Consider the following 19,428-nt stretch of genomic DNA (forward strand, 5'->3'; position numbering starts at 1 on the left):
GGGCCCCGTCGTCTTAGTTCGTCTCGACGAGCCTCGCGAGGTTGTCCAGGGCCATGCGCGTGCCGGTCTCGTTGTCGGCGGCCGGCACGCTGTCGGGGATCCCCTCGTGCACGACGAGGACATCGGTGCCGCCGTCCGCGTCGGTGAGCGTCGTCGTCATCGTCATCTCGCCGCGCAGCGCGGGATCGGCCGTCTCGAACTCGAACACCTCGACGACCCGCTCGTCGGGCACCAGCCGCACGAAGCGTCCGTGGTACGTGTCCGTACGGGCGCCCGACTTCCCGACGCCGCCCGGTCCCTCGTAGGTCAGAGAGATGCGGAACGCGCCGCCCTCGCGGGCGTCGAACTCGTGCACCTGGCTGCTCATGCCGGCAGGCACCCGCCATGTGGCGAGTGCCTCCGCATCGAGGAGCGCCCGGTAGACGACGGAACGCGGCGCCCTGATGTGCCGGGAGACCTGCGTCGCATACACGCCCGGCAGCATACGGCTCTCAGGTGGTCCGGATCGCCGGGTCGCTCACCCCCGGCGCGCCGGTCTCCACGTGACCGGCGAAGCGGCGCAGGAACACGCTGTTCGTGTCGCAGACCACCGACACGTCGTACCAGCGCCCGGTGCCGCTCAGGTCCACCGTGTGCGTCACCGTGGCTCCGGAGCGCAGGGAGAGGGTCCGGGGGGCGCCGCCGTAGGCGTTGGTGACGGTGAGATTCGCGGCCGTGGCGCCGGGGTTGGTCAGGGTCAGGTCGAGGTTTCCCGTGGCGGCGTTGTGACGGGCCCTCGCTTCGACGGTCACGGTCTTCCCCGGGCTCCTGAAGGTGCGCAGGAAGCCGTTCGGTCCGTGCACGGTGAGGTGGTGCGTGCCCTTGGAGTAGGCGGAGTTCCAGGTGTCGGTGACGGTCTTGCCCGCCTCCGCCGTGTACGTCCACGGAGCGTCGGTGCGGTTCGGAGACGTCACGTAGAACTGCGCTCCGGCCGCCGATCCCGGACCGAAGGTGAGGGCGATGCGGCCGTCCGCCGTGTTGACGGCGCTGTCGACGTAGGGCGCGTAGGGCAGCGGCCGGGTGGGGCGTGCGCCGGGCTCCTGCGCCGGCATGCTGCCGACGGCGGGCGGGGTGGGCCGGTAGTCGGGGTGGCGCTCGCGGTCCGGCGGCTCGTAGGCCGAGGTGTCGGGCAGCGTGACCGGAGTGGTGTCGGTGGCGCCGAAGTCGAAGGCCGAGGTGAGGTCGCCGCAGATCGCGCGGCGCCAGGGGGAGATGTTGGGTTCGGTCACACCGAAGCGGCGTTCCATGAAGCGGATGATCGAGGTGTGGTCGAAGACCTCGGAGCACACGTAGCCGCCGGTGCTCCACGGGGAGACGACGAGCATCGGCACACGCGGGCCCAGGCCGTAGTTGCCCGCGGCGTACGACGTGCCGCCCGCGTAGAACTCGGTGGAGGTGTCCGCGGTGGACCTGCCCTGCGCGGACGACGCCGGCGGGTACGGGGGCACGATGTGGTCGAAGAAGCCGTCGTTCTCGTCGTAGGTGATGAACAGGGCCGTCCTGCTCCACACCGCCGGGTCGGCCGTCAGTGCGTCGAGGACGCGCGCGATGTACCAGGCGCCGTAGTTCGAGGGGAAGTTGGAGTGCTCGGTGAACGCCTCGGGGGCGGCGATCCAGGAGATCTGGGGGAGCCTGCCGGCCTGTACGTCGGCCTTGAGGTCGTCGACGTACCCGTCGCCGTTCTTGACGTCGGTGCCGGTGCGTGCCTTGTCGTACAGCGGGTTGCCCGGCTGGGCGTTGCGGTACTGGTTGAAGTAGAGGAGCGAGTTGTCGCCGTAGTTGCCGCGGTAGGCGTCGCTGATCCAGCCCCAGTGGCCGGCGGCGTCCAGACCGTCGCCCGTGTCCTGGTAGATCTTCCAGGAGATCCCCGCCTGCTCCAGCCGCTCGGGATACGTCCTCCAGCCGTACCCCGCCTCCTCGTTGCCGAGCACGGGCCCGCCGCCCGCGCCGTCGTTCCCGGTGTAACCCGTCCACATGTAGTAGCGGTTGGGGTCCGTGGCCCCGATGAACGAGCAGTGGTAGGCGTCGCAGACGGTGAACCTGTCGGCGAGGGCGTAGTGGAAGGGGATGTCGTCCCGGTCGAGGTACGCCATCGTCGTCGGCGTCTTGGCGGGCACCCACTGGTCGTACCTGCCGTTGTTGAACGCCTTGTGGCCGCCCGCCCAGTCGTGGTTGAGGCCCTGGAGGAACTGCATTCCGAGATCGTCGGCCGTCGGGTGGAAGGGGAGGGTCACCTTCTTGCCGTCCGACTGGTGCCAGACCGGCAGGCCGCTGGGCAGCGTCACGGGGCGCGGGTCGCCGAAGCCCCGTACGCCCTTCAGCGCGCCGAAGTAGTGGTCGAACGAACGGTTCTCCTGCATCAGGACCACGATGTGCTCGACGTCCTGGATGGTGCCGGTGCTGCGGGCCGCGGGGATGGCCGCGGCGCGGTCGATGCTGCTCGACAGCGCCGCGAAGCCCGCTGTCGCGCCCGCGATCTGCAGAAAGCGGCGCCGGTTGATGTCAGGCATGGGCGAGGCCTCTTGGGGAGTAGGGGAACAGGAGCGACCGGAATCCTCCAAGGGGGCCGAGGGGAAGGGAAGGGGCCCGGGCTGCTGTTCCGGTGAACTGTGGCTGTACGGGGTCTTGACGCGGAACGCCGGGCGGTCAACCCGGCGTGTTCCAGTTCTGGTTGGCGCCGCCGGTGCACGGATAGGTGATCAGCCGCGTACCGTTCGCGCTGCTTCCGGCCGTCGATCCCGGTGATCGCACGGGACGCGGAGTTGCCGATCGCGTCCTCCTGCACGCTGCCGCCCGGCACCTCGGGGACCCTCGCGTAGGCGCTGCTGGTGCTGCTCGTCGAGGTGCCGCCGACCGAGGCCGTGACGGCGGTGCCCGGACGTCTCGACGCACAGGGATCCGATGCGGTGCACGAGTGCCTCCGGGAGAGGAGCTGTGGGGGAGTGGGGAGGGTGGGGCACGTACACACCAAAGAATGGGAGCGGCGGCTCGGCGAGGGCATGGACTTACGGGGAGGCCGGTTGGACTCTTGTCGGCCTGCCCCTGGGCAGCGGCGGCCGACGGGCAGGGGCGAGCAGCGTCCGGCGTGGTTTTTCAGTGACCGTACTCGCCGGTAAATGGGGTATCAGCGACAATCTCCATCAACGTTTTTCTGAAGAATGTGCTTCCGACTGAATGGCTATTCACTGTGACGTGCATCACAGCGGGCTTTCCTGGACACGGCCGTGCGCATCCCGTTTCGATAGACCCCGCGGGGCCGACGATCTTGGCCTCGGATTACGGGGGAATTCCCGAATCTTGTCGTTGGTAATGGTGCTGAACGAGAAGTGGGGGCGTGTCAGGGATCCTGACGTGCACAAAATCAGGGGGCCGGTGTCACCATCGGGGCCCCGGTCGGACGTCCGGTCGTCGGGGGCGCGGTACGGCAGGACCATGCTGAGCCGCTTCTTTCCGGCCCGGGGACCGGCGCGCACCCTCACCGGCATCACGCTGGTGCACACCATGGGGCAGGGCCTGTGGATGGCGCTCAACGCCATCTACGCCACCACCGTCCTCCACCTGACGCCCGGCCAGTTCGGCGTCGGCCTCGGCGTCGCTGCCGGAGTCGCCCTCGCGGTGAGCACCCCGACCGGCCACCTGGCCGACCGGATCGGCCCGCGGGCCGTGCAGGTCTGGTCCTTCGTCGCCCTCGGGCCCCTCACCGCCGCGCTCCTCGCCGTGCAGGGTTTCGGCATGTACGTCCTCGTGGTGTGCGTGCAGGCGGTCGCCTACAGCGCCAGCCGCAGTGCGCGGATGGCCATGGTCGCCGGCCTGATCCCGCCCGAGGACCGGGTCGTTGTCCGGGCCCACCTCCGGGCCACCAGCAACATCAGCGTCTCCGTGGGCGCCGCCCTCGCCGGCATGCTGCTCGCCTTCGACTCGGCCTGGGCCTACAAGGCCGCCGTGGTCTTCAACGCCTCCACGTACCTGATCACCGGCCTGCTCTCGCTGCTCCTCCCGGCCGTCGAGCCGCAGCCCGCCCGCCAGGGGCCGGCGCTGATCGTGCTGCGGGACCGGCCCTACCTGACCTTCGTCGTGCTGGACGGGCTGCTGTCCATGCACAACCTGCTGCTCGACGTCGTCCTGCCGCTGTGGATCCTGCACCACACGAACGCGCCGCGCTGGATGATCGCCGCCATCCTGCTCACCAACACCGTCGCCGTGGTCCTGCTGCAGGTCAGGGCGGCCCGCGGCACCGACGAACCACCTGCGGCGGCGAGGGCGTCCCGGTCCGGGTCGCTGTGCCTCGCGCTCGCCTGCGTCGTCTTCGCCCTCACCGGCGACGCCTCCGCGGTGCTCGCCTGCGTGCTGCTGCTCGGCGGGGCGCTGGCCCACGTCCTCGGCGAGATCCGGCAGTCGGCCGGGAGCTGGGGCATGTCGTTCGGACTGGCGCCCGAGCACGCGCAGGGCCAGTACCAGGGCACGTACGCGATGGGTTCCGACCTGGGCAAGATGATCGCTCCCGCCCTGCTGACCTGGCTCGCCATCGAGCACGGCACCGTCGGCTGGATGGCCATGGCCGTCGGCTTCGCCCTGGTGGGCTGCACCATGCCGTTCCTCGTGAACTGGGCGAGGCGGAGCGCCGAGCCCGCGCCCGACCCCGTCGCGGCGTGAGCGGGCGGCCGTCAAGCCGCGGAGGACGGACATAGTTCGGCCGCGGCACCCGGAACACGGAATTCCACAGCACCGATTCGCCTGATGCATTTCCTCGGAAAGGCCGACCTGCCGACCGGTGGAAACGCATGCGGGCAAGGCGAATAAGAACCGCTGCCCCGATGCGCAACTGCGGCGGGAATCGCAGAAGGCATTTCGCCGGATGCGTATTCGGCATGCGTGCACGACGGATGCTGCGCATCCGGCACGGCAGGACAGCGAAAAGCGAAATCCGACGAGGGGGATCATGACAGTGGGCGACATCTCCGCCGCCTCATCCGCCGCAGTACCGTCCGGCGCGGCACCGGCTCTGCAACTGCCCGTCAGGGACGTGGGCAGCGGTGCGGCCGAAGCGGCGGGCACGGGCACGTACTCCTGGTCCGGCGACCGCCTCGTGCCGGTGACGGAGGCCCAGTCCGGCACGCCCGCGGTCTCGGACCTGCTCCACGCCGCGTTCACGGTGCTCCTGCACCGCTACAGCGGCCAGGACGACATCGTGGGAGCACGGGCGGGCGGCGCCGGCGGTGCGCCCCTCGGCCGGCCCGTCGCCGTGCGCTCGCGGATCGCCGAGGACGTGACACTCTCCGCGCTGGCGGCCGGCCTCGGCGCCCGCTACCGCGACGCCGCCCGGAACGCGGCGCCCGACGCCCCCGCCGACCTCGGCACGGGACTGCGCGCGGGCTACGTCGAGCACGACGGCGCCGAGGCGGCCGCCGCCGACGGCTTCGCGTTGCTCCTGGAGGCCGAACTCACCGCCTCAGCCGTACGGTTGACCCTCCACTACGACCGCGGCCTCTTCACCGGCGAACTGATCACCCGGATGGCCGCCAACCTGGGCACCCTCCTCCGCGACGCCGCCGCACGACCCGAGGCGCCCGTGGGCGAACTGACCGTGCTGTCCGCGGCAGAGACCCACCACCTGCTGTCCGGGCTCAACGACACCGCCCGCCCGTACGCCTCCACCCCGCTGCACGCCCTCGTCGAGGCCCAGGCGGCCCGCACTCCGGACGCGCCCGCAGTCGAGTGGCAGGGCGCCGTACTGACCTACCGCCAACTGGACGAGCAGGCCAACCGCTTGGCGCGTGCGCTGGCCTCCGGCGGGATCACGCCGGGGTCCCGCGTCGGCCTGTGCCTGGCGCGCACCCATCGCACCGTCGTCCTGCTCCTCGCCGTGCATAAGGCGGGGTGCGCGTACGTGCCGCTCGACCCGGCCTATCCCGCGGACCGGCTGAGCGCCATCGCCGCCACGGCAGACATGGCCGCTGTCGTCCACGACGGCGACGACGCGCCGGGCCGGCTCGACGGCGTGGGAGCGGCCGCTGTGCCGTGGGCGGAACTGTGGGAGAAGGCGTCCGCCGAGGACGGCGGCCCCCTGGACACCGGTGTCGACCCGGGCGCCACGACGCACCTCGTCTACACCTCCGGCTCGACCGGCCTGCCCAAGGGCGTCGTCATCAGCCACCGCAACGTGGTCGCCTTCCTCGCCTGGGCCGAGGACACCTACGGCTCCGACGAGCTCGCCCGGGTCCTGTTCTCCACCTCGCTCAACTTCGACCTGTCGGTCTTCGAGCTGTGGGCGCCGCTCACCCGCGGAGGCTGCGTCGTCGTCGTGGACAACGTCCTCGCGCTCACCGAGGACGAGGAGCTGCGGCCGACCCTGGTCAACACCGTGCCGAGTGCGCTGAACGTACTGCTCCAGCGCGCGGCCGTGCCCGCCTCGACCCGTGTCCTGAACGTGGCGGGCGAGCCGCTGTCCAAGGAGCTCGTCAACGCCGCCTTCGACGGCACCGGCATCGAGCGGCTCTACAACCTGTACGGCCCCTCCGAGGACACCACGTACTCGACCTGGAAGTGCTTCACCGGCCCCACGGCCGCCGCCCCGACCGTCGGCGTACCGATCCACAACACCGTCGCCCACTGCTGGACGCGCACGGACGGCTGGTGCCGCACGGCGCCACCGGCGAACTCCACCTGGGCGGCGACGGCCTGGCCCAGGGCTACATCAACGACCCCGAGCGCACAGCCGCCGCGTTCGTGCCCGCCCCGGCCCAACTCGCCGTGCCCGGGGGCCGGCTCTACCGCACGGGCGACCTGGCCCGCTGGACCGAGGACGGCGAACTGCGCTTCCTCGGCCGCAAGGACAACCAGGTGAAGGTGCGGGACTTCCGGATCGAACTGGGCGAGATCGAATCCGTCATGCGCGAGACCGCCGGTCTGCGCGACGTCGCCGCCCTGGCGGTCCGCACCGACGGCGACACCAGGCTGGTCTGCTACGTCGGCCAGGACGGCGGCGGCACCGTCTCCGTCGAGGCGATGGGCGCCCACCTGCGGGCCAAGCTGCCGCACTACATGCAGCCCGCGAAGATCATCGTCGAGGAACGGCTGCCGCGGCTGCCCAACGGCAAGGTCGACCGCACGTCCCTCGCCGCCCGCGACATCGACTGGGGGCAGGCCGCCGCGGCCGCCTTCGCGGGCGACGACCCGGACGAGATCGCGGTCGCCCGCGTCTGGTCCGACCTGCTGGGCCTGGTGACCCTCTCCTCGGACCTCGACTTCTTCTCGGTCGGCGGGCACTCCCTGCTGGCCAACCTGCTGGCCGCCCGCCTCTCGGACACCGCCGCCCGACCCGTGCGCGTCGCCGAGATCCACGAGCACCGCACCCTCGCCGACCAGGCGGCGCTGCTGCGCCGCAAGCGCGCACAACTGCCCGACGCGCAGGCCGCGGCCGGCACCACCGGGCGGCTGCGCGCCGTCGCCGAGACACTGCGCGAATCGGGCCGCGGCCACGGCGTTCCCGGTGTTGGGAGCGGCGGTTTTCGTGGACGGCGCACTGGAGTTCACGTACGACGGCGTCGCCGACACCGGCACGGGGGCCGCGTACGGAGCCGGGACCCCGCAGCGCGTCACGTGCATCACCAAGCCCATGCGTTCATGCTGAGCGAGCACATCGCGCGGCTGCGCACCTCGGCGCGCATCCTCGACTTCGACCTCGAACACAGCGACGACACCTTGCACGCGGCCACCCTCGCCGTCGTGGCCGAGGCGCGCATCACCGAGGGCTACATCCGCATGAACGCCTGGCGCGGCTCGGAGATCATCCAGACCGCCGCCCTCAGGACGTCCGTGCACACCTCGGTGGCCGCGTGGGAACTCCCGGAGGGCTACTACGCGGCGGCGGACGCCCTCGACAAGGGGATCTCCCTGGTCACCGGCCGCTACCGCCGACCGGCGCCCGAGTACGCGCCGGTCAAGAGCAAGGCCGCCGGCAACTACATGATCGGCACGGTGAGCAAGAACGAGGCCCTGCGGGCCGGATTCAACGACGCGTTGCTGCTCGACGACCGCGGCAACTTCGTGGAGGCCACCGGCGCCCACCTGTTCTTCACCAAGGACGGGGCGCTGTACACCCCGACGACCCGGTGCATGATCGACGGCATCACGCGGGCCTGCGTGCTCGCGATCGCCGCACGCGCGGGCATCGCGTGTGCCGTCGGCGATCTGGCGCCCCGGTTCGCCGGTGAGGCCGACGGCGCGTTCATCTGCGGTACCGCCTGCGAGATCCTGCCCGTCGCGCGGATCGACGACCACCACTACGACCTGAGCGGCAACGACGTCCTCCGGACGCTGATCACCGGCTACCGGGAGCTGATTGAGGGCCGCAGCGACGTGGAAGTGCCGAATGCGTGGGCCCAGTAGCCGACCGGCGCGGTAGAGGAACAGGCCCCTTCACGGGAGCCGCAAGAGCAAGGGCGCGTGCATGGGAGCGGTAGAGGCTCTGCAGAAACTGGCACCGGTGGTGCTGGCCTTCGGATGCGGGGTCCTCCTCGCGAGACGGAAGGTGGTGCCGGCCGAGAGCTCCAAGGTCTTCGCCGACTACGCCTTCCTCTTCGCGGTCCCGTGCTTCCTGTTCGGCAACATCTACCGGACCGACCTGGGCGCCCTCTTCGACTGGCGGGCGATCACCGGCTACGCGGCGGCGGCGGGCGTCGCGGTCGTGCTGACGGGCGCCCTGGCCCGGATGTCCGGCGTACGCGACCCCCGCGGTGTGGCCCTGCGCATCATGGCGGCCGTCCAGGTGAACACGGCCTACTTCGCCGTGCCGGTGTTCATCATGCTGTTCGGGAACGCGGCGCCGATCTTCCCGGTGCTGCTGTTCCAGGTCTGCGTCCTGTCCCTGGTCATCATCTCGATCATGGAACTGGGCCGTCCGGACCGCACCGGAGGCCCCGGCAGACGACTCGGCGCTGCCGTCGTCGCCTCCCTGGTGACCCCGGTCGTGATCGCCTGCAACGCGGGCATCGTGCTCAACCTGCTGCCAGTGCGGCTGCCCCAGGTGGTCCTCGACAGCTTCGCGTTCGTGGGCGACAGCGCCTCGCCGGTGGCGCTGTTCGCCCTCGGGCTGCACCTCGGCGGGACCGGGCTGAAGGTACGCGGCACCACGGTGGAGGAGATGTGGCTCATCGCCTTCAAATGCGTGGTCTTTCCGCTGCTGGCCTTCGCCGTGTGCCGCTACGGCTTCGGGGTCCGGGGCGACTGGCTGAACTACCTCGTCCTGATCGCCGCGATGCCCGCCCCGCAGAACCTGTTCATCTTCGCCCAGCGCTACGACGTGAGCGTCGACATGTCCGCTGCTCTCGTCGTCAAGAGCTCGGTCGTCGCGCTCCTTCTGCTCCCGCTGTGGATGCAATGGGTGGCGCACGCCGGCTGACCCGGCCCGAGACGGCCGTTCGTTGTGAACCCGCCGTGAACCGTTCGTCGTGAACCGTCCGTTGTCGTGAACTGTTCGATGTGAACCGCTCGTGTGACACCTCGTGTGAAACCGCTCGTGAAAGGCAGAACCGTGACCCAGACCGCGCAGCCCACCCAAATCACCGTCCAGCAGGTGGCAGGCCGCATCGGAGCCGAGATCTCCGGCGTCGACCGCGCGAGGAACTCGACGACGTCACGGTGGCCGAGATCCGCCAGGCCGTCCTCGCGCACCGCGTCGTCTTCTTCCGCGGCCAGGACATCGACCACGCCCGGCACATAGCCTTCGGCCGCCGATTCGGCTCCCTCACCCGCCGTCCGGGCAGGAAGCACGGCGTCCACCCCGAGGGCCACTCGGAGATCCTCACCGTCGACCCGAAGGCCGACACCGAGCGCTACGGCGCCGACTTCGAGGAGCACTACCGCCGCAAGTGGGTCTCCCCGCTCGCCGGGTGGCACAGCGACCTCACCCAGTCCGTCAACCCGCCCGACCTGTCGATCCTCCGCGCCGAGAGGACCCCGGCCTTCGGCGGCGACACCCAGTGGACCAACACGGTCGCCGCGTACGAGGGCCTCTCCGCGCCACTGCGCGAGTTCGTGGACCGGCTGACCGCCGAGCACGCCTTCTTCACCGCGGTGCACCTGCGCCACTCCGACGAGCGCGACCGCGAGATCCTCAAGATCTACTGCGAGGACCCGCAGGTCGCCGTCCACCCCGTGGTCCGCGTCCACCCCGAGACCGGGGAGCAGGCCCTGTTCGTCAGCCCCGGCTCGACCACCTGCATCACCGGATTCACCGAGCTCGAGAGCCGCCACCTCCTGGAGCTGCTCTTCCAGCACATGACGAGCGCCGAGTACACCGTCCGCTTCCGCTGGGAGCCGGGCAGCATCGCCTTCTGGGACAACCGCAGCACCTGCCACTTCGCCCCCACCGACTTCGCCCACCTGGACGTCGACCGGGTCATGCACCGCGTGACGGTCCTGGGCGAGCCGGCGAAGGGACCGACCGGCTTCGTCTCCGAGCTCGTCGCGGGGGAGCCGATGCGCGCCTGGTAGGACCCGCCTTGCCAGGCCCCGACCACGAAGAAGGCTCCGGCCGCAGGACCGGCCGGAGCCTTCGGGCTCGCCGGACGACGAGATCCGCCTGCCGGCGCCCCCGTCAGGTGGCGAGCAGCCGGTTGAAGAACGAGCGGTATTCGCGCAGCGCCACGCGCAGGCTCTCGGTGTCGGCCTGCTCGCCGCGGTTCCACTGCTGCTCGAGGCCCTCCCTGCGCTCCGCGAAGGTCGCGGCAAGCGTCTGCATGACGTCCGCGACCAGCGAGTCCGCCGAGTGCACGGCCTCCCGTGGGTCGTCGACGAAATCGTTCTGGATCGCCTGCCAGCGGGTACGGAAACTCTCCTTGTCGTCGGGTGCCAGCAGTTCCTCGTCCGCCGTGTCCCCCGCCTGCGCCGCGGAGTTCTTCTCCGTGTCGTCCTCGGCCCCGGCGGGTGCGCCCGCCTCCGCCGCGGTATCCGTGTCCGCGGTGCCGGAAGCCCCGGCGGCGCGGGTGTCGGCCTCGCCGATGCCGCCGGTCTCCTCGCCGGGGAAGACGGGCGGCGGCCCGGCCTCCTGGCCCTCGCCCGCCGCGCCGCCGGCGCCCCGGGCGATGTCGTCGGTCGTCAGCCCGCTCCCGGCGGACCGTGTCGTGTCGTTGTCCCGCATGATCTCTCCCGCGCGACTGTGTACGGATCAGGCACGGGCGGGCCCGGCCTGATGTCCGTCGGAGAGCAGCTCGTCGAACAGGGCCCGGTAGTGCACCATGGCCCCGCGCAGCTGCTCGGTGGTGGCACGCTGCGCCGTGCTCAGCGTGTTGACCTCATGGGCGGCCCGGTAGTGCTCCAGCGTGCGGCCGTGCTCGACGGAGAGGTCTCGCATCTGCTGTTCGTACCCCTCCGTGGGGTAGCCGCGCTCGTGCATCAAAGAGGTCACGAGCCGGTCGGCGTCGTGCACGGCGTCCACCGGCCGGTCCACGAACTCCTGCTGCACGTCGACCCATTCCCGGGCGTAGCGGTCCCTGGCGCTGTCGGGCAGGGGCCGGATCTCGAGCGACGCGTGGCGCTTCTCGCGGGTGCTGAGTTCCTGCTCGGCGGCCCGCCGGCTCCCGGCGTCCTCGACGGTGCGGTCGTACTCGGGGCCGAAGCGCTCACGCAGACGACGGCGTCGCCGCATGGTCATCGCCACGGCCAGGGCGATCAGGGCGACCACAACCACGGCAGAAATGATGATCGCCAGAAGTGTGCCTGTTGACATCGGGCCGGACCCCCTTGTCCGTATCGGGTGCCTCTCTGTTGAGCGCAGGTGCCCACGGGCACCCGGCCGAAACCGGTCCCGTCCCGGTCAGTGGACGGCGCCCGCCGGACGTGCGTGTCGGAGTCGCCCGCCCCGAACACCTGCTGCTTCCCGGCCGGCTGTCACAACTGGACGATGACCAGCGCGGTGTCGTCGGGGCCGCCGCCGGCCAGGCCGAGGCGGGCCAGCAACGTGTCGGCCATGTGTTCCGGGGGGAGGTGGCTGATGTGGCTGAGGGTGTCGGTCAGCCGGGCCAGGCCGGTGTAGATGTCTTCCCCGCGACGTTCGATCAGGCCGTCGGTGTAGAGGACCAGGGTGTCGCCGGGGGTGTACGTGGCGGTCGCCTGGGGGCGGGGGACGTGCAGAGGGCGAACCCCCAGGGGCGGGTCGGTGGCCTGGTCCAGCAGCTCGCAGGTGCCGTTGCGTACCAGGACCGGGGGAGGATGGCCGGCATTGCTGTAGATGATCAGGCAGCTTGTGGGGTCGACCAGTACTTTGACAGCGGTGGTGTTCAGCGCGCCGTCGACCGAGCGGGCGTACAGTCCGAGTACCTCCAGCGCCTGGGCGGGCCGCTCCAGGGCGCGAATGGCGGCGTTCAACGCGCTCCGAAGCATTCCCATGACGGCAGCGGCTTCCAGGCCGTGGCCGACGACGTCGCCGACCGCGACCGAGAAGCGGCCGTCGGTCAGGTCGGCAAGGTCGTACCAGTCACCGCACACGTTCAGTGACCCGGCCGCGGGCAGATAGCGGACGGCGACGTTCTCGTGCCGGGCCAGATCCGGCGACTGGAGCATGGCCTCCTGGAGGGTGACGGCCACCTGCCGCTCGCGGGCGTGGGCCTGCCGCAGCTCCTCGTTCAGCCGCTGCAGCTCCCGGGCCCGCGCGTACAGCTCGGCCTCCAGGGCTTCCCGCTGGGTGAGCTTCCCGTCCGGCGGCCGGGCACCGGAGCCGCGGGCCTGGACGAACGCGGTCACGTCCTCCACCCGGTGGATGATCCACACCACCCTGTCGTCCGCTCCGAGGATGGGGGTGTTGATCGGAGACCACCACCGCTCCTCGAACGCTCCCGGCCGGCCCATGATGGGGATGTCGTACTTCTGCAGCGCCATCGTGTCGGGCTCCCCAGTGGCCAGGACCCGGTGCAACGAGGCACTGAGATTCCGCACCCCGTCGGCGTCGGGGTCGGAAGGGTTGTCGGGGAAGGCATCGAAGACGTACTTCCCGACCAGGTCTTGTCTGGTCCGTCTCGTCGCGTCGAGGTACGCCTGGTTGACCTCCACGATCACCAGGTCCCGGCCCAGCACCAAATACGGGCTCGGCGTCGCGGCGAACAACGCCGCGTAATCGATCCCTGCGACGGCCACTGCCTGTTCCTCACCCTTCCGTCCGGCACCCCTGTCCCTGCCTTCTCACGCTACGGTCCGCCCCACCGACCCGCCCGCTCCGACAGCGCCGGTCGCTCCATTGCCGATGCGCAGCCGACGGGTCCTCGGAGCGCCGCCCGCATTGCCGGTGCTGCCGTCAGATGCCCGGGCCGGGCTGCGAGATGCGGACGCAGGGCGAGTGCGCCGGTCCGACTCGCCCGGCCCCGGCGGTCAGGTCCCCAGCGGTCGCCGCCTGCAGGACGAGGAGCGCGATGTCGTCCGTGCGCTGCCGGGTGGGGCCTGCCGGCCCGATCAGGCTGTCGATCAGCAGGTCCAGGTCGTGGTCGTCGGCGTCGGCGAGACGGTGCGCGAGTTCGGCGATGGAGTCGTCCAGGTCGGCTCCCGGTGTCTCGACCAGCCCGTCGGTGTAGAGGGCGAGCAGCAGTCCCGGGACGAGCGGGATCTCGGTGACGGGGTAGCTCGCGCCGGGGTCGATGCCCAGAAGCGGGCCGGGCACGACGTCGACCGGAGCCGTCCGGCGGTCGGGGAGGCGGAGCAGCGGCGGCGGATGTCCCGCACTGGCGAGCCGTGCCCGCCGCCGGGCGAGGTCGAGGTGGACGTAGAGACAGCTCGTGAACAGGCCGGGGTCGAGATCGGCGAGCAGCCGGTTGGTACGGGACAGGACGTCGTCGGGCGAGGCGCCGACGTGCGCGTGGGCGTGGACGCCGGTGCGCACCTGTCCCATCAGAGCGGCGGCGGCGACGTTGTGCCCCTGGACGTCGCCGATGACGGCCGCGGCGGCGGTGTCGCCGAGCCGGATCACGTCGTAGAAGTCACCGCCGATGTCCATGCCGCGGGTGGCGGGCAGATAGCGGGCCGCGACGTTCAGGCCGGCGACGTCGGGCAGGGTGTGCGGCAGCAGCGCCTGCTGGAGGCCGTGGGCGAGCTGGTGCTTGGTGTCGTACAGGTGGGCCCGGTCCAGGGCCTGGGCGACGAGTCCGGCGAGTGAGGTCATGACGGCGCGTTCCTCGGCCGAGAACGTATGGGGACGCTCATAGGACAGGACGCAGCAGCCGACGGGGCGACCGGAGATGATCAGCGGCAGGAAGGCCCACGCCTGCTTGCCGCTGACCAGCGGAGCCTCGGGATAGAGACGCTGCATCTCCTGCGGGTTCGCGAAGAACGACGGAATGCCGCTGCTGAGCGCCTGCCCGGCGGGGGTGAAGTCGGTGTCGAGCGGCAGTCCGTCGAGGCGTTCGACCACGTGGCCGGGATAGCCGCGGTGCCCTGTGATGCGCAGCCGGCCGGCGTCGGCGGTGGACAGCACCAGTCCCTGGGCTCCGAAGGCGGGCATGATCTGGTCGGCGGCGAGGTCGACGACGTCCTGGACGCCGACGACCTCGGTCAGGGCGGCGGCCAGGTGCATGAGCTGGTAGAGCTGTCCAGCGCGGGCGGGCGGCGCGGCGGGCGGCGAACCCCGGGGCGCGGGGGAGGGCGGGGGTGCCGAGCCGGTGGGGACGATACGGATGCTGATGCCGCTGGCGTCCGGGTAGAGGTGGAAGTCCAGCCACTGGTCCGGCGGACGGCAGGCGGTGAAGGACACGGGTTCGCGGCTGATCAGCGCGGCCCGGTAGCGGTCCTCGTACGTGGGGTCGTCGAGCCACGGCAGCGACTGCCACGGCTGCGTCCCCAGCAGGTGGGCCGCGTCGCGCCCCAGGAGTTCGGCGCCCCCGGTGCTGAGAAAGGCGATGCGCCCTTCCAGGTCCAGCGCGCAGGAGCCGCCGGGCAGGCGCTCGGCGAAGTCGGCGGCGGCCAGGGCGGGGCCCGCGGTCCGGCGGCCGGTCTCCACCGGCAGGACACGGGGCTGTTCGCACGGGGCCGGTGGCTGCCCCGACGCGGCGGCCTCCTCCAGCAGCCGGGCCACCCTCCGGCAGTTGGCGGCGATGTTGCTCTGCTCTCGTGGACTCATTCGGGGCGGGCGGACAGCCGGCCACATCAGCAGCAGCGTCCCCCAGGGCCGTACGCCGGTGACCGGCGCGGCGGCGAGCGCGCAGGGGTAGGGCAGCGCCATCGCCGTACGGGGATAGGTCTGGACCATTTCGTCGTGGGTGCCCACCCAGACCAGGCGGTCCTCGCGGAGGGCGTCGGTCACCGGGGCCGGCGACGCCACGGGCACTCTGGCCCACGGGGCGGCGAGGTCGTTCGGCACCCCGCACAGCACTTCCAGACACAGCACGTCCTCGTCGGGTGCGCGCAGGTACAGTGCGCCGATGGTGGCACCGGTTCTGCGCACCGTCTCCGCGACCGCCGCACCCACGGGGTCGGGGCCGGTGGCCGGGCCACCCGTGCTGGTCACGAGGCACCTCCGGCGTCACAGGGCGCTGTGGACCGTACCGGCGCGCTCACCGCCCAGGAGCGTGACGCACCCACCCGCGGTACGGGCCGTATCACTGGGGACGTTACGCCGCCCCGGACACGACGGCACGCCGTCGCACCGGCCCCGCCCCGGCGAAGGCCCCCGCCGGGGCCCGCCGGTCGTCGGTGGCGCCCGTTCGCCGGCTCCTCCCTGCGGACCTGAGGCGCCACGCTCATCCGCGGCGGCTCCCAGATGTGCCACGCGTCCTGCTGGAACCGGTACCGGGTCCGCGCCCGCACGGTGTGGGAGGTGGACGGCTTCAGCGGCCACACGGGCTTCCGGTGCGTCCGCGACGTGGAGAGGACCCAACGGGCGTGGCACCGCCGCCTTTCGGGCGACGCCACCGTGCTCCTGCGCCGCTCGCACGCTCCGCCCCGTGACACTCGATCATGGCTGCCGGTGCTCCGGGCGCCACATGCGTCAGGGCGCGAGCGTCCTGGCTTCCGACGATGCGACGCTGCGAGGGCTGTGTGGAGCCGGTCACCCTGGGGTTGGAAGAGGAGTACCTGCTGCTCGACCCGGACACGGGCCTGCCCGTGCCGCTGGCGGAACAGGTGAGGTCGGCCGCCGGACTCGCCCCGCTCGTGGACGCCAAGGAGCTGCAGTCCGAGCTGCTGCAGGTACAGGTCGAGGTCGCGACCAGGATCTGCACCGAGCTGAAAGAGGCCGGGGGACACCTTCTGCGCCTGCGACATGCGCTGGGGGCCGCCGCGGAGGCGAACGGATGCCGGCTTGCCGCCTGCGGCACACCGCCCCTGAGGGGAGCCGAGTCGGCCCGGGTGACCGAGCAGTCGCGATACCGCGCCATGCAGGTGCAGGCGCCACAGCTCGTCGCCGAGCAACTCGTCAACGGCCTGCACATCCACACTGCCGTGCCGTCCCCGGAGGTCGGCGTCGCCGTCCTGAACCGGTTGCGCGCCTGGCTGCCCGTCCTCGTCGCCATGTCCGCGAACTCGCCGTTGTGGGACGGCCACGACACGGGATTCGCCAGCTGGCGCACCGTGGTCTTCGGCCGCTGGCCGGTCAGCGGGCCCCCGCCCGCCTTCAAGGACCTCGCGGACCACGAGGCGCGCGTCGAGACACTGCTCGACAGCGGGATCATCCGCGACACCGGGCAGTTGTACTGGCAGGCCCGCCTGTCGGACCGCTTCCCGACCGTCGAAGTACGGTGTCCCGACGTGCAGTTGCGCGCCGACGAAGCGGTCATGTTCGCGGGCATCGTGCGGGCCCTCGTCACCACGGCGATCAGCGATGCCGAAGCGGACATGCCCCTGCCCTCCATCGCCCCCGAGGTGCTGCAGGCGGCGAACTGGCAGGCCGCCCGCCACGGCCTCGGCGGCAGCCTGATCACCGCGGCAGGCGAGCGCCGCAGCGCCGGTGACTTCGTCGCACTGCTGATGGAACACATCACGCCCGCGCTGGACGCCGCGGGCGACACCCGGGAGGTCGTCTCACTCGTCCACCGGCTGCTCCAGCAGGGCACACCGGCCGACCGGCAGCGGCGGGCCCTGGCCGAAGGCGGCCTGAAGGCGGTGACGGACCTGATCGTCTCCGAGACCTTGGCGTTGTGAACGGGGAGCCGGGCGTACGGGAAGGGGCTCCGGCCGTTGTGGCCGGAGCCCCGCCGGGCTCACCCGCGGCCCGGGGCGGCGGACCGCTGCTCGGACGTCGGAGCGGCCCGCGCCCGCGCAGCGCGGCGACTTCCCCGCAACGCCGCTGTCAGGTCCTCAGCAGTTCCTGATGTGCCAGACAGGCGTCCAATAGTAGCTGCGGGAGTAGCTGAACGGTGCGGGCGTGACGTAGTGGACGCCGCCACTGCTGTTGTAGAAGGTCGCCCGGGTGCCGGGCGTCTGGTCGTTGATCCATGATCCGTAGCCACCCCACGGCATGGACCGCTTGCCGCAGTAGTACCAGCGCAGGGCGTCGCCCTGGTAGGTCTCGCCGCTGTAGGCGCAGAACCAGCCGCTGTAGACGGAGCCCTCGAGACACGGGTCCGCCGCGATCCGGCTGCCGTCGCCCGAGGCGAAGTCCCTCGGGTGCCGCTCGCCGGGTACGGTGACCAGGAGTTCGCCCCGGCCGTTGAGGTCGATCTTGTTGAGCGCGACCTGCTTCCCCCCGGTCCTCGTCACATAGCGGTCCACCTTCGCCTGCAGCGAGGCGGTCTGAGCCGTGGTCAGGTTCGCGGTCGCCGCCTGTGCCGCGAACGGGCGGGCGGCGAGCTCGCTCTGAGCTGTCTTGCTGTGGCTGTCCGGGCCGGCCGCGGCGGCGGCCGGCACCACTGTGCCCAGCAGCGCGGCTGCGGTCGCGGCAACGACCGCGAGCATACGGATGCGCATCGATTCTCCCCCAGTTCCGGATGACCCCGCTGATGACGGCGGGGCCAGGACGACGCCAGAGTACGGGTGCGGCACACAGGGCGAACAAGGCGGAAATCGGCCCGTCCGGTTGAAAACACAACAGGCGCGCACGAAAGCCCCGCACGGCTCAGGAATCCCGTCTACCCGCGAGGAACCCCCTGAAGGACAGCGCGTGCCGGGGCCCGGCCACGGCCCGCGACCGCGGCGGTGAGGCGGAGAAGAGGCAGGTGTGAGAGGGGAGTTGCGCTCGAAATGCAGGGAGTCGACGCTCGCTCGCGGCCTCGGACGGGGCCGCGACCCGCACCTTCACTCAAGGACCCGGACGTTCCCGTTCCCGCGAGCCCACCGCCCGGCCTCCGCAGAGGCCGAACCGTGCCTCGCGTCGAGGACCTGACCTGCGCAACCCCCGTCGCCCGGCCGTTCGTCGTGCGACGCTGCGGCACGGGCGTCCGGGCGACAACGGGCTCAGTGCAGCTTGTTCACGGCTGTGACCGTGGTCTTCTTGAAGTCGGCGACCTGGGCGTGCTCGAAGGTGCCCATCTGGGCCCAGCGTACGAGCGTCACCGTCCTGTCGTCCCGGCCGACCGAGAAGAGGGAGATGTCGGACGCACCCCACGTGTGCCGGGTGTGGATGCCGAGGACGTGCGCACCGTCCTCGACGTCGAGCCGGCCGTAGTTCCTGGCCGTCGCGGTGACGTCCGGGTCCTGTTCCATGAGTTCGGCCGCGCAATCGGTCAGGTTCTTCTGCCACAGCGTCGCGAGCTGCTTCGCGCGGGTGGCGCTGCGCTCGACGACGGTCACCTGGAGTGCGTTGGTGTCGAACTCGGTCCAGTACTGCCGGTGCCGGGAGATGGAGGGCAGTGCCGGGCCCACGCACATGGGGAGCGGATCGGGCTGTCCGGCCGTGACCGGACCGGCGTACCAGGCCGAAGTCGGGTGCGGCGGCAGCTTCTTGGGCGGGAGGAACCGCGGTGCGGCCGAGGACGCCGCTGCGGCCGGCAGCGAGGCCGCGACGAGGCCCGCGACGGCGGCGACTGCCGCGACCGCGGCCGCAGTGGTACGGGACGGACGGGTACGGGCGTTCATGGTTCCCCCATGGTGTGAAAAAGCACGGTGAGACGTGCGGGCATGCGAGCGCATGCGGTCAGGATCCGGAGCCGGTGGACATGCGGGCGGTGCGGCCACCGCGGCGACCGGCGTCGCGGTCCCCTCAGCATCTGCGGCGGCACCGCACGATGCAACGGTCACGGCCCCGAGCGGTGGGGTGAAACGGTTCCACCCCGGCCGGCCTGGCGGAACGCACCGGGGTGAAATGCCTCGCGCCACACGGCGGAGCCGTCCTGGCGGTCGCGAGAGGTGCGCCATGGTGCGAAGACGGAGCCCCGCCACGTGTGCGTGTTCCCCGGCTCCTGCCGCGCCGCCGCCGGCGGTCCGCCGCCCGCCCCCCGTACTCGGGCGCCGCGGAAAACCGGATGCGCCGCCGAC

14 protein-coding genes are annotated in these 19,428 nt (G+C 71.5%); 6 read left to right on the forward strand and 8 right to left on the reverse strand.

Features of this window, described 5'->3' with window-relative positions; all coding sequences use genetic code 11:
* Window positions 1-13 precede the first annotated feature (13 nt).
* Both HW130_RS04400 and HW130_RS04405 read right to left on the reverse strand, forming a co-directional pair.
* Window positions 14-472, reverse strand: a complete 459-nt coding sequence (locus HW130_RS04400) for an SRPBCC family protein (protein ID WP_177148057.1) — start codon at window positions 470-472, stop codon at window positions 14-16.
* Window positions 473-491: 19 nt separating this feature from the next.
* A complete protein-coding gene (locus tag HW130_RS04405; protein ID WP_177148058.1) occupies window positions 492-2,549 on the reverse strand; it encodes a phosphocholine-specific phospholipase C in 2,058 nt (685 codons plus the stop codon).
* Window positions 2,550-3,471: 922 nt separating this feature from the next.
* On the opposite strand from HW130_RS04405, the gene HW130_RS04410 reads away from it, so the two are divergent.
* The 5 genes from HW130_RS04410 to HW130_RS04425 all read left to right on the forward strand — a co-directional run bounded on the left by HW130_RS04410 (window position 3,472) and on the right by HW130_RS04425 (window position 10,533).
* Entirely contained in the window at window positions 3,472-4,692 is a 1,221-nt protein-coding gene (locus HW130_RS04410; protein WP_177148059.1) for an MFS transporter, read from the forward strand.
* A 286-nt stretch (window positions 4,693-4,978) separates the two neighbouring features.
* On the forward strand, window positions 4,979-6,883 hold the full coding sequence (locus HW130_RS36940) for an AMP-binding protein (RefSeq protein WP_375256507.1): 1,905 nt from the start codon (window positions 4,979-4,981) through the stop codon (window positions 6,881-6,883).
* Window positions 6,884-6,927: 44 nt separating this feature from the next.
* A complete protein-coding gene (locus HW130_RS04415) occupies window positions 6,928-8,427 on the forward strand; it encodes an aminotransferase class IV (protein ID WP_375256508.1) in 1,500 nt (499 codons plus the stop codon).
* Window positions 8,428-8,488: 61 nt separating this feature from the next.
* The gene (locus tag HW130_RS04420; protein ID WP_177148061.1) at window positions 8,489-9,439 is read left to right on the forward strand and encodes an AEC family transporter; all 951 of its coding nucleotides are present in this window, start codon (window positions 8,489-8,491) and stop codon (window positions 9,437-9,439) included.
* A 239-nt stretch (window positions 9,440-9,678) separates the two neighbouring features.
* Window positions 9,679-10,533 carry a TauD/TfdA family dioxygenase gene (locus tag HW130_RS04425; protein WP_309140318.1) on the forward strand — a complete coding sequence of 285 codons (855 nt, stop codon included), beginning with the start codon at window positions 9,679-9,681 and terminating at the stop codon, window positions 10,531-10,533.
* A gap of 103 nt (window positions 10,534-10,636) precedes the next feature.
* Here HW130_RS04425 and HW130_RS04430 read toward each other — a convergent pair whose 3' ends face one another.
* From HW130_RS04430 to HW130_RS04445, 4 genes are all read right to left on the reverse strand, one after another.
* Window positions 10,637-11,179, reverse strand: coding sequence for a hypothetical protein (locus tag HW130_RS04430; RefSeq protein WP_177148062.1), 543 nt, complete (start codon window positions 11,177-11,179; stop codon window positions 10,637-10,639).
* A gap of 27 nt (window positions 11,180-11,206) precedes the next feature.
* A complete protein-coding gene (locus tag HW130_RS04435; RefSeq protein ID WP_177148063.1) occupies window positions 11,207-11,767 on the reverse strand; it encodes a hypothetical protein in 561 nt (186 codons plus the stop codon).
* A 161-nt stretch (window positions 11,768-11,928) separates the two neighbouring features.
* Window positions 11,929-13,170 carry a SpoIIE family protein phosphatase gene (locus tag HW130_RS04440; protein ID WP_177148064.1) on the reverse strand — a complete coding sequence of 414 codons (1,242 nt, stop codon included), beginning with the start codon at window positions 13,168-13,170 and terminating at the stop codon, window positions 11,929-11,931.
* Window positions 13,171-13,327: 157 nt separating this feature from the next.
* Window positions 13,328-15,526, reverse strand: a complete 2,199-nt coding sequence (locus HW130_RS04445) for a SpoIIE family protein phosphatase (RefSeq protein WP_177148065.1) — start codon at window positions 15,524-15,526, stop codon at window positions 13,328-13,330.
* Window positions 15,527-16,035: 509 nt separating this feature from the next.
* On the opposite strand from HW130_RS04445, the gene HW130_RS04450 reads away from it, so the two are divergent.
* Window positions 16,036-17,157 carry a glutamate--cysteine ligase gene (locus HW130_RS04450; RefSeq protein ID WP_177148066.1) on the forward strand — a complete coding sequence of 374 codons (1,122 nt, stop codon included), beginning with the start codon at window positions 16,036-16,038 and terminating at the stop codon, window positions 17,155-17,157.
* 156 nt (window positions 17,158-17,313) lie between these two features.
* Here the strand turns inward: HW130_RS04450 and HW130_RS04455 are convergent, their stop codons facing one another.
* Window positions 17,314-17,922, reverse strand: a complete 609-nt coding sequence (locus HW130_RS04455; RefSeq protein WP_177148067.1) for a hypothetical protein — start codon at window positions 17,920-17,922, stop codon at window positions 17,314-17,316.
* Between the two features lie 486 nt (window positions 17,923-18,408).
* On the reverse strand, window positions 18,409-19,029 hold the full coding sequence (locus HW130_RS04460) for a hypothetical protein (RefSeq protein WP_177148068.1): 621 nt from the start codon (window positions 19,027-19,029) through the stop codon (window positions 18,409-18,411).
* Window positions 19,030-19,428 lie beyond the last annotated feature (399 nt).

It is taken from the genome of Streptomyces sp. PKU-EA00015, assembly GCF_013387495.1.
Taxonomy (GTDB): Bacteria; Actinomycetota; Actinomycetes; order Streptomycetales; family Streptomycetaceae; genus Streptomyces.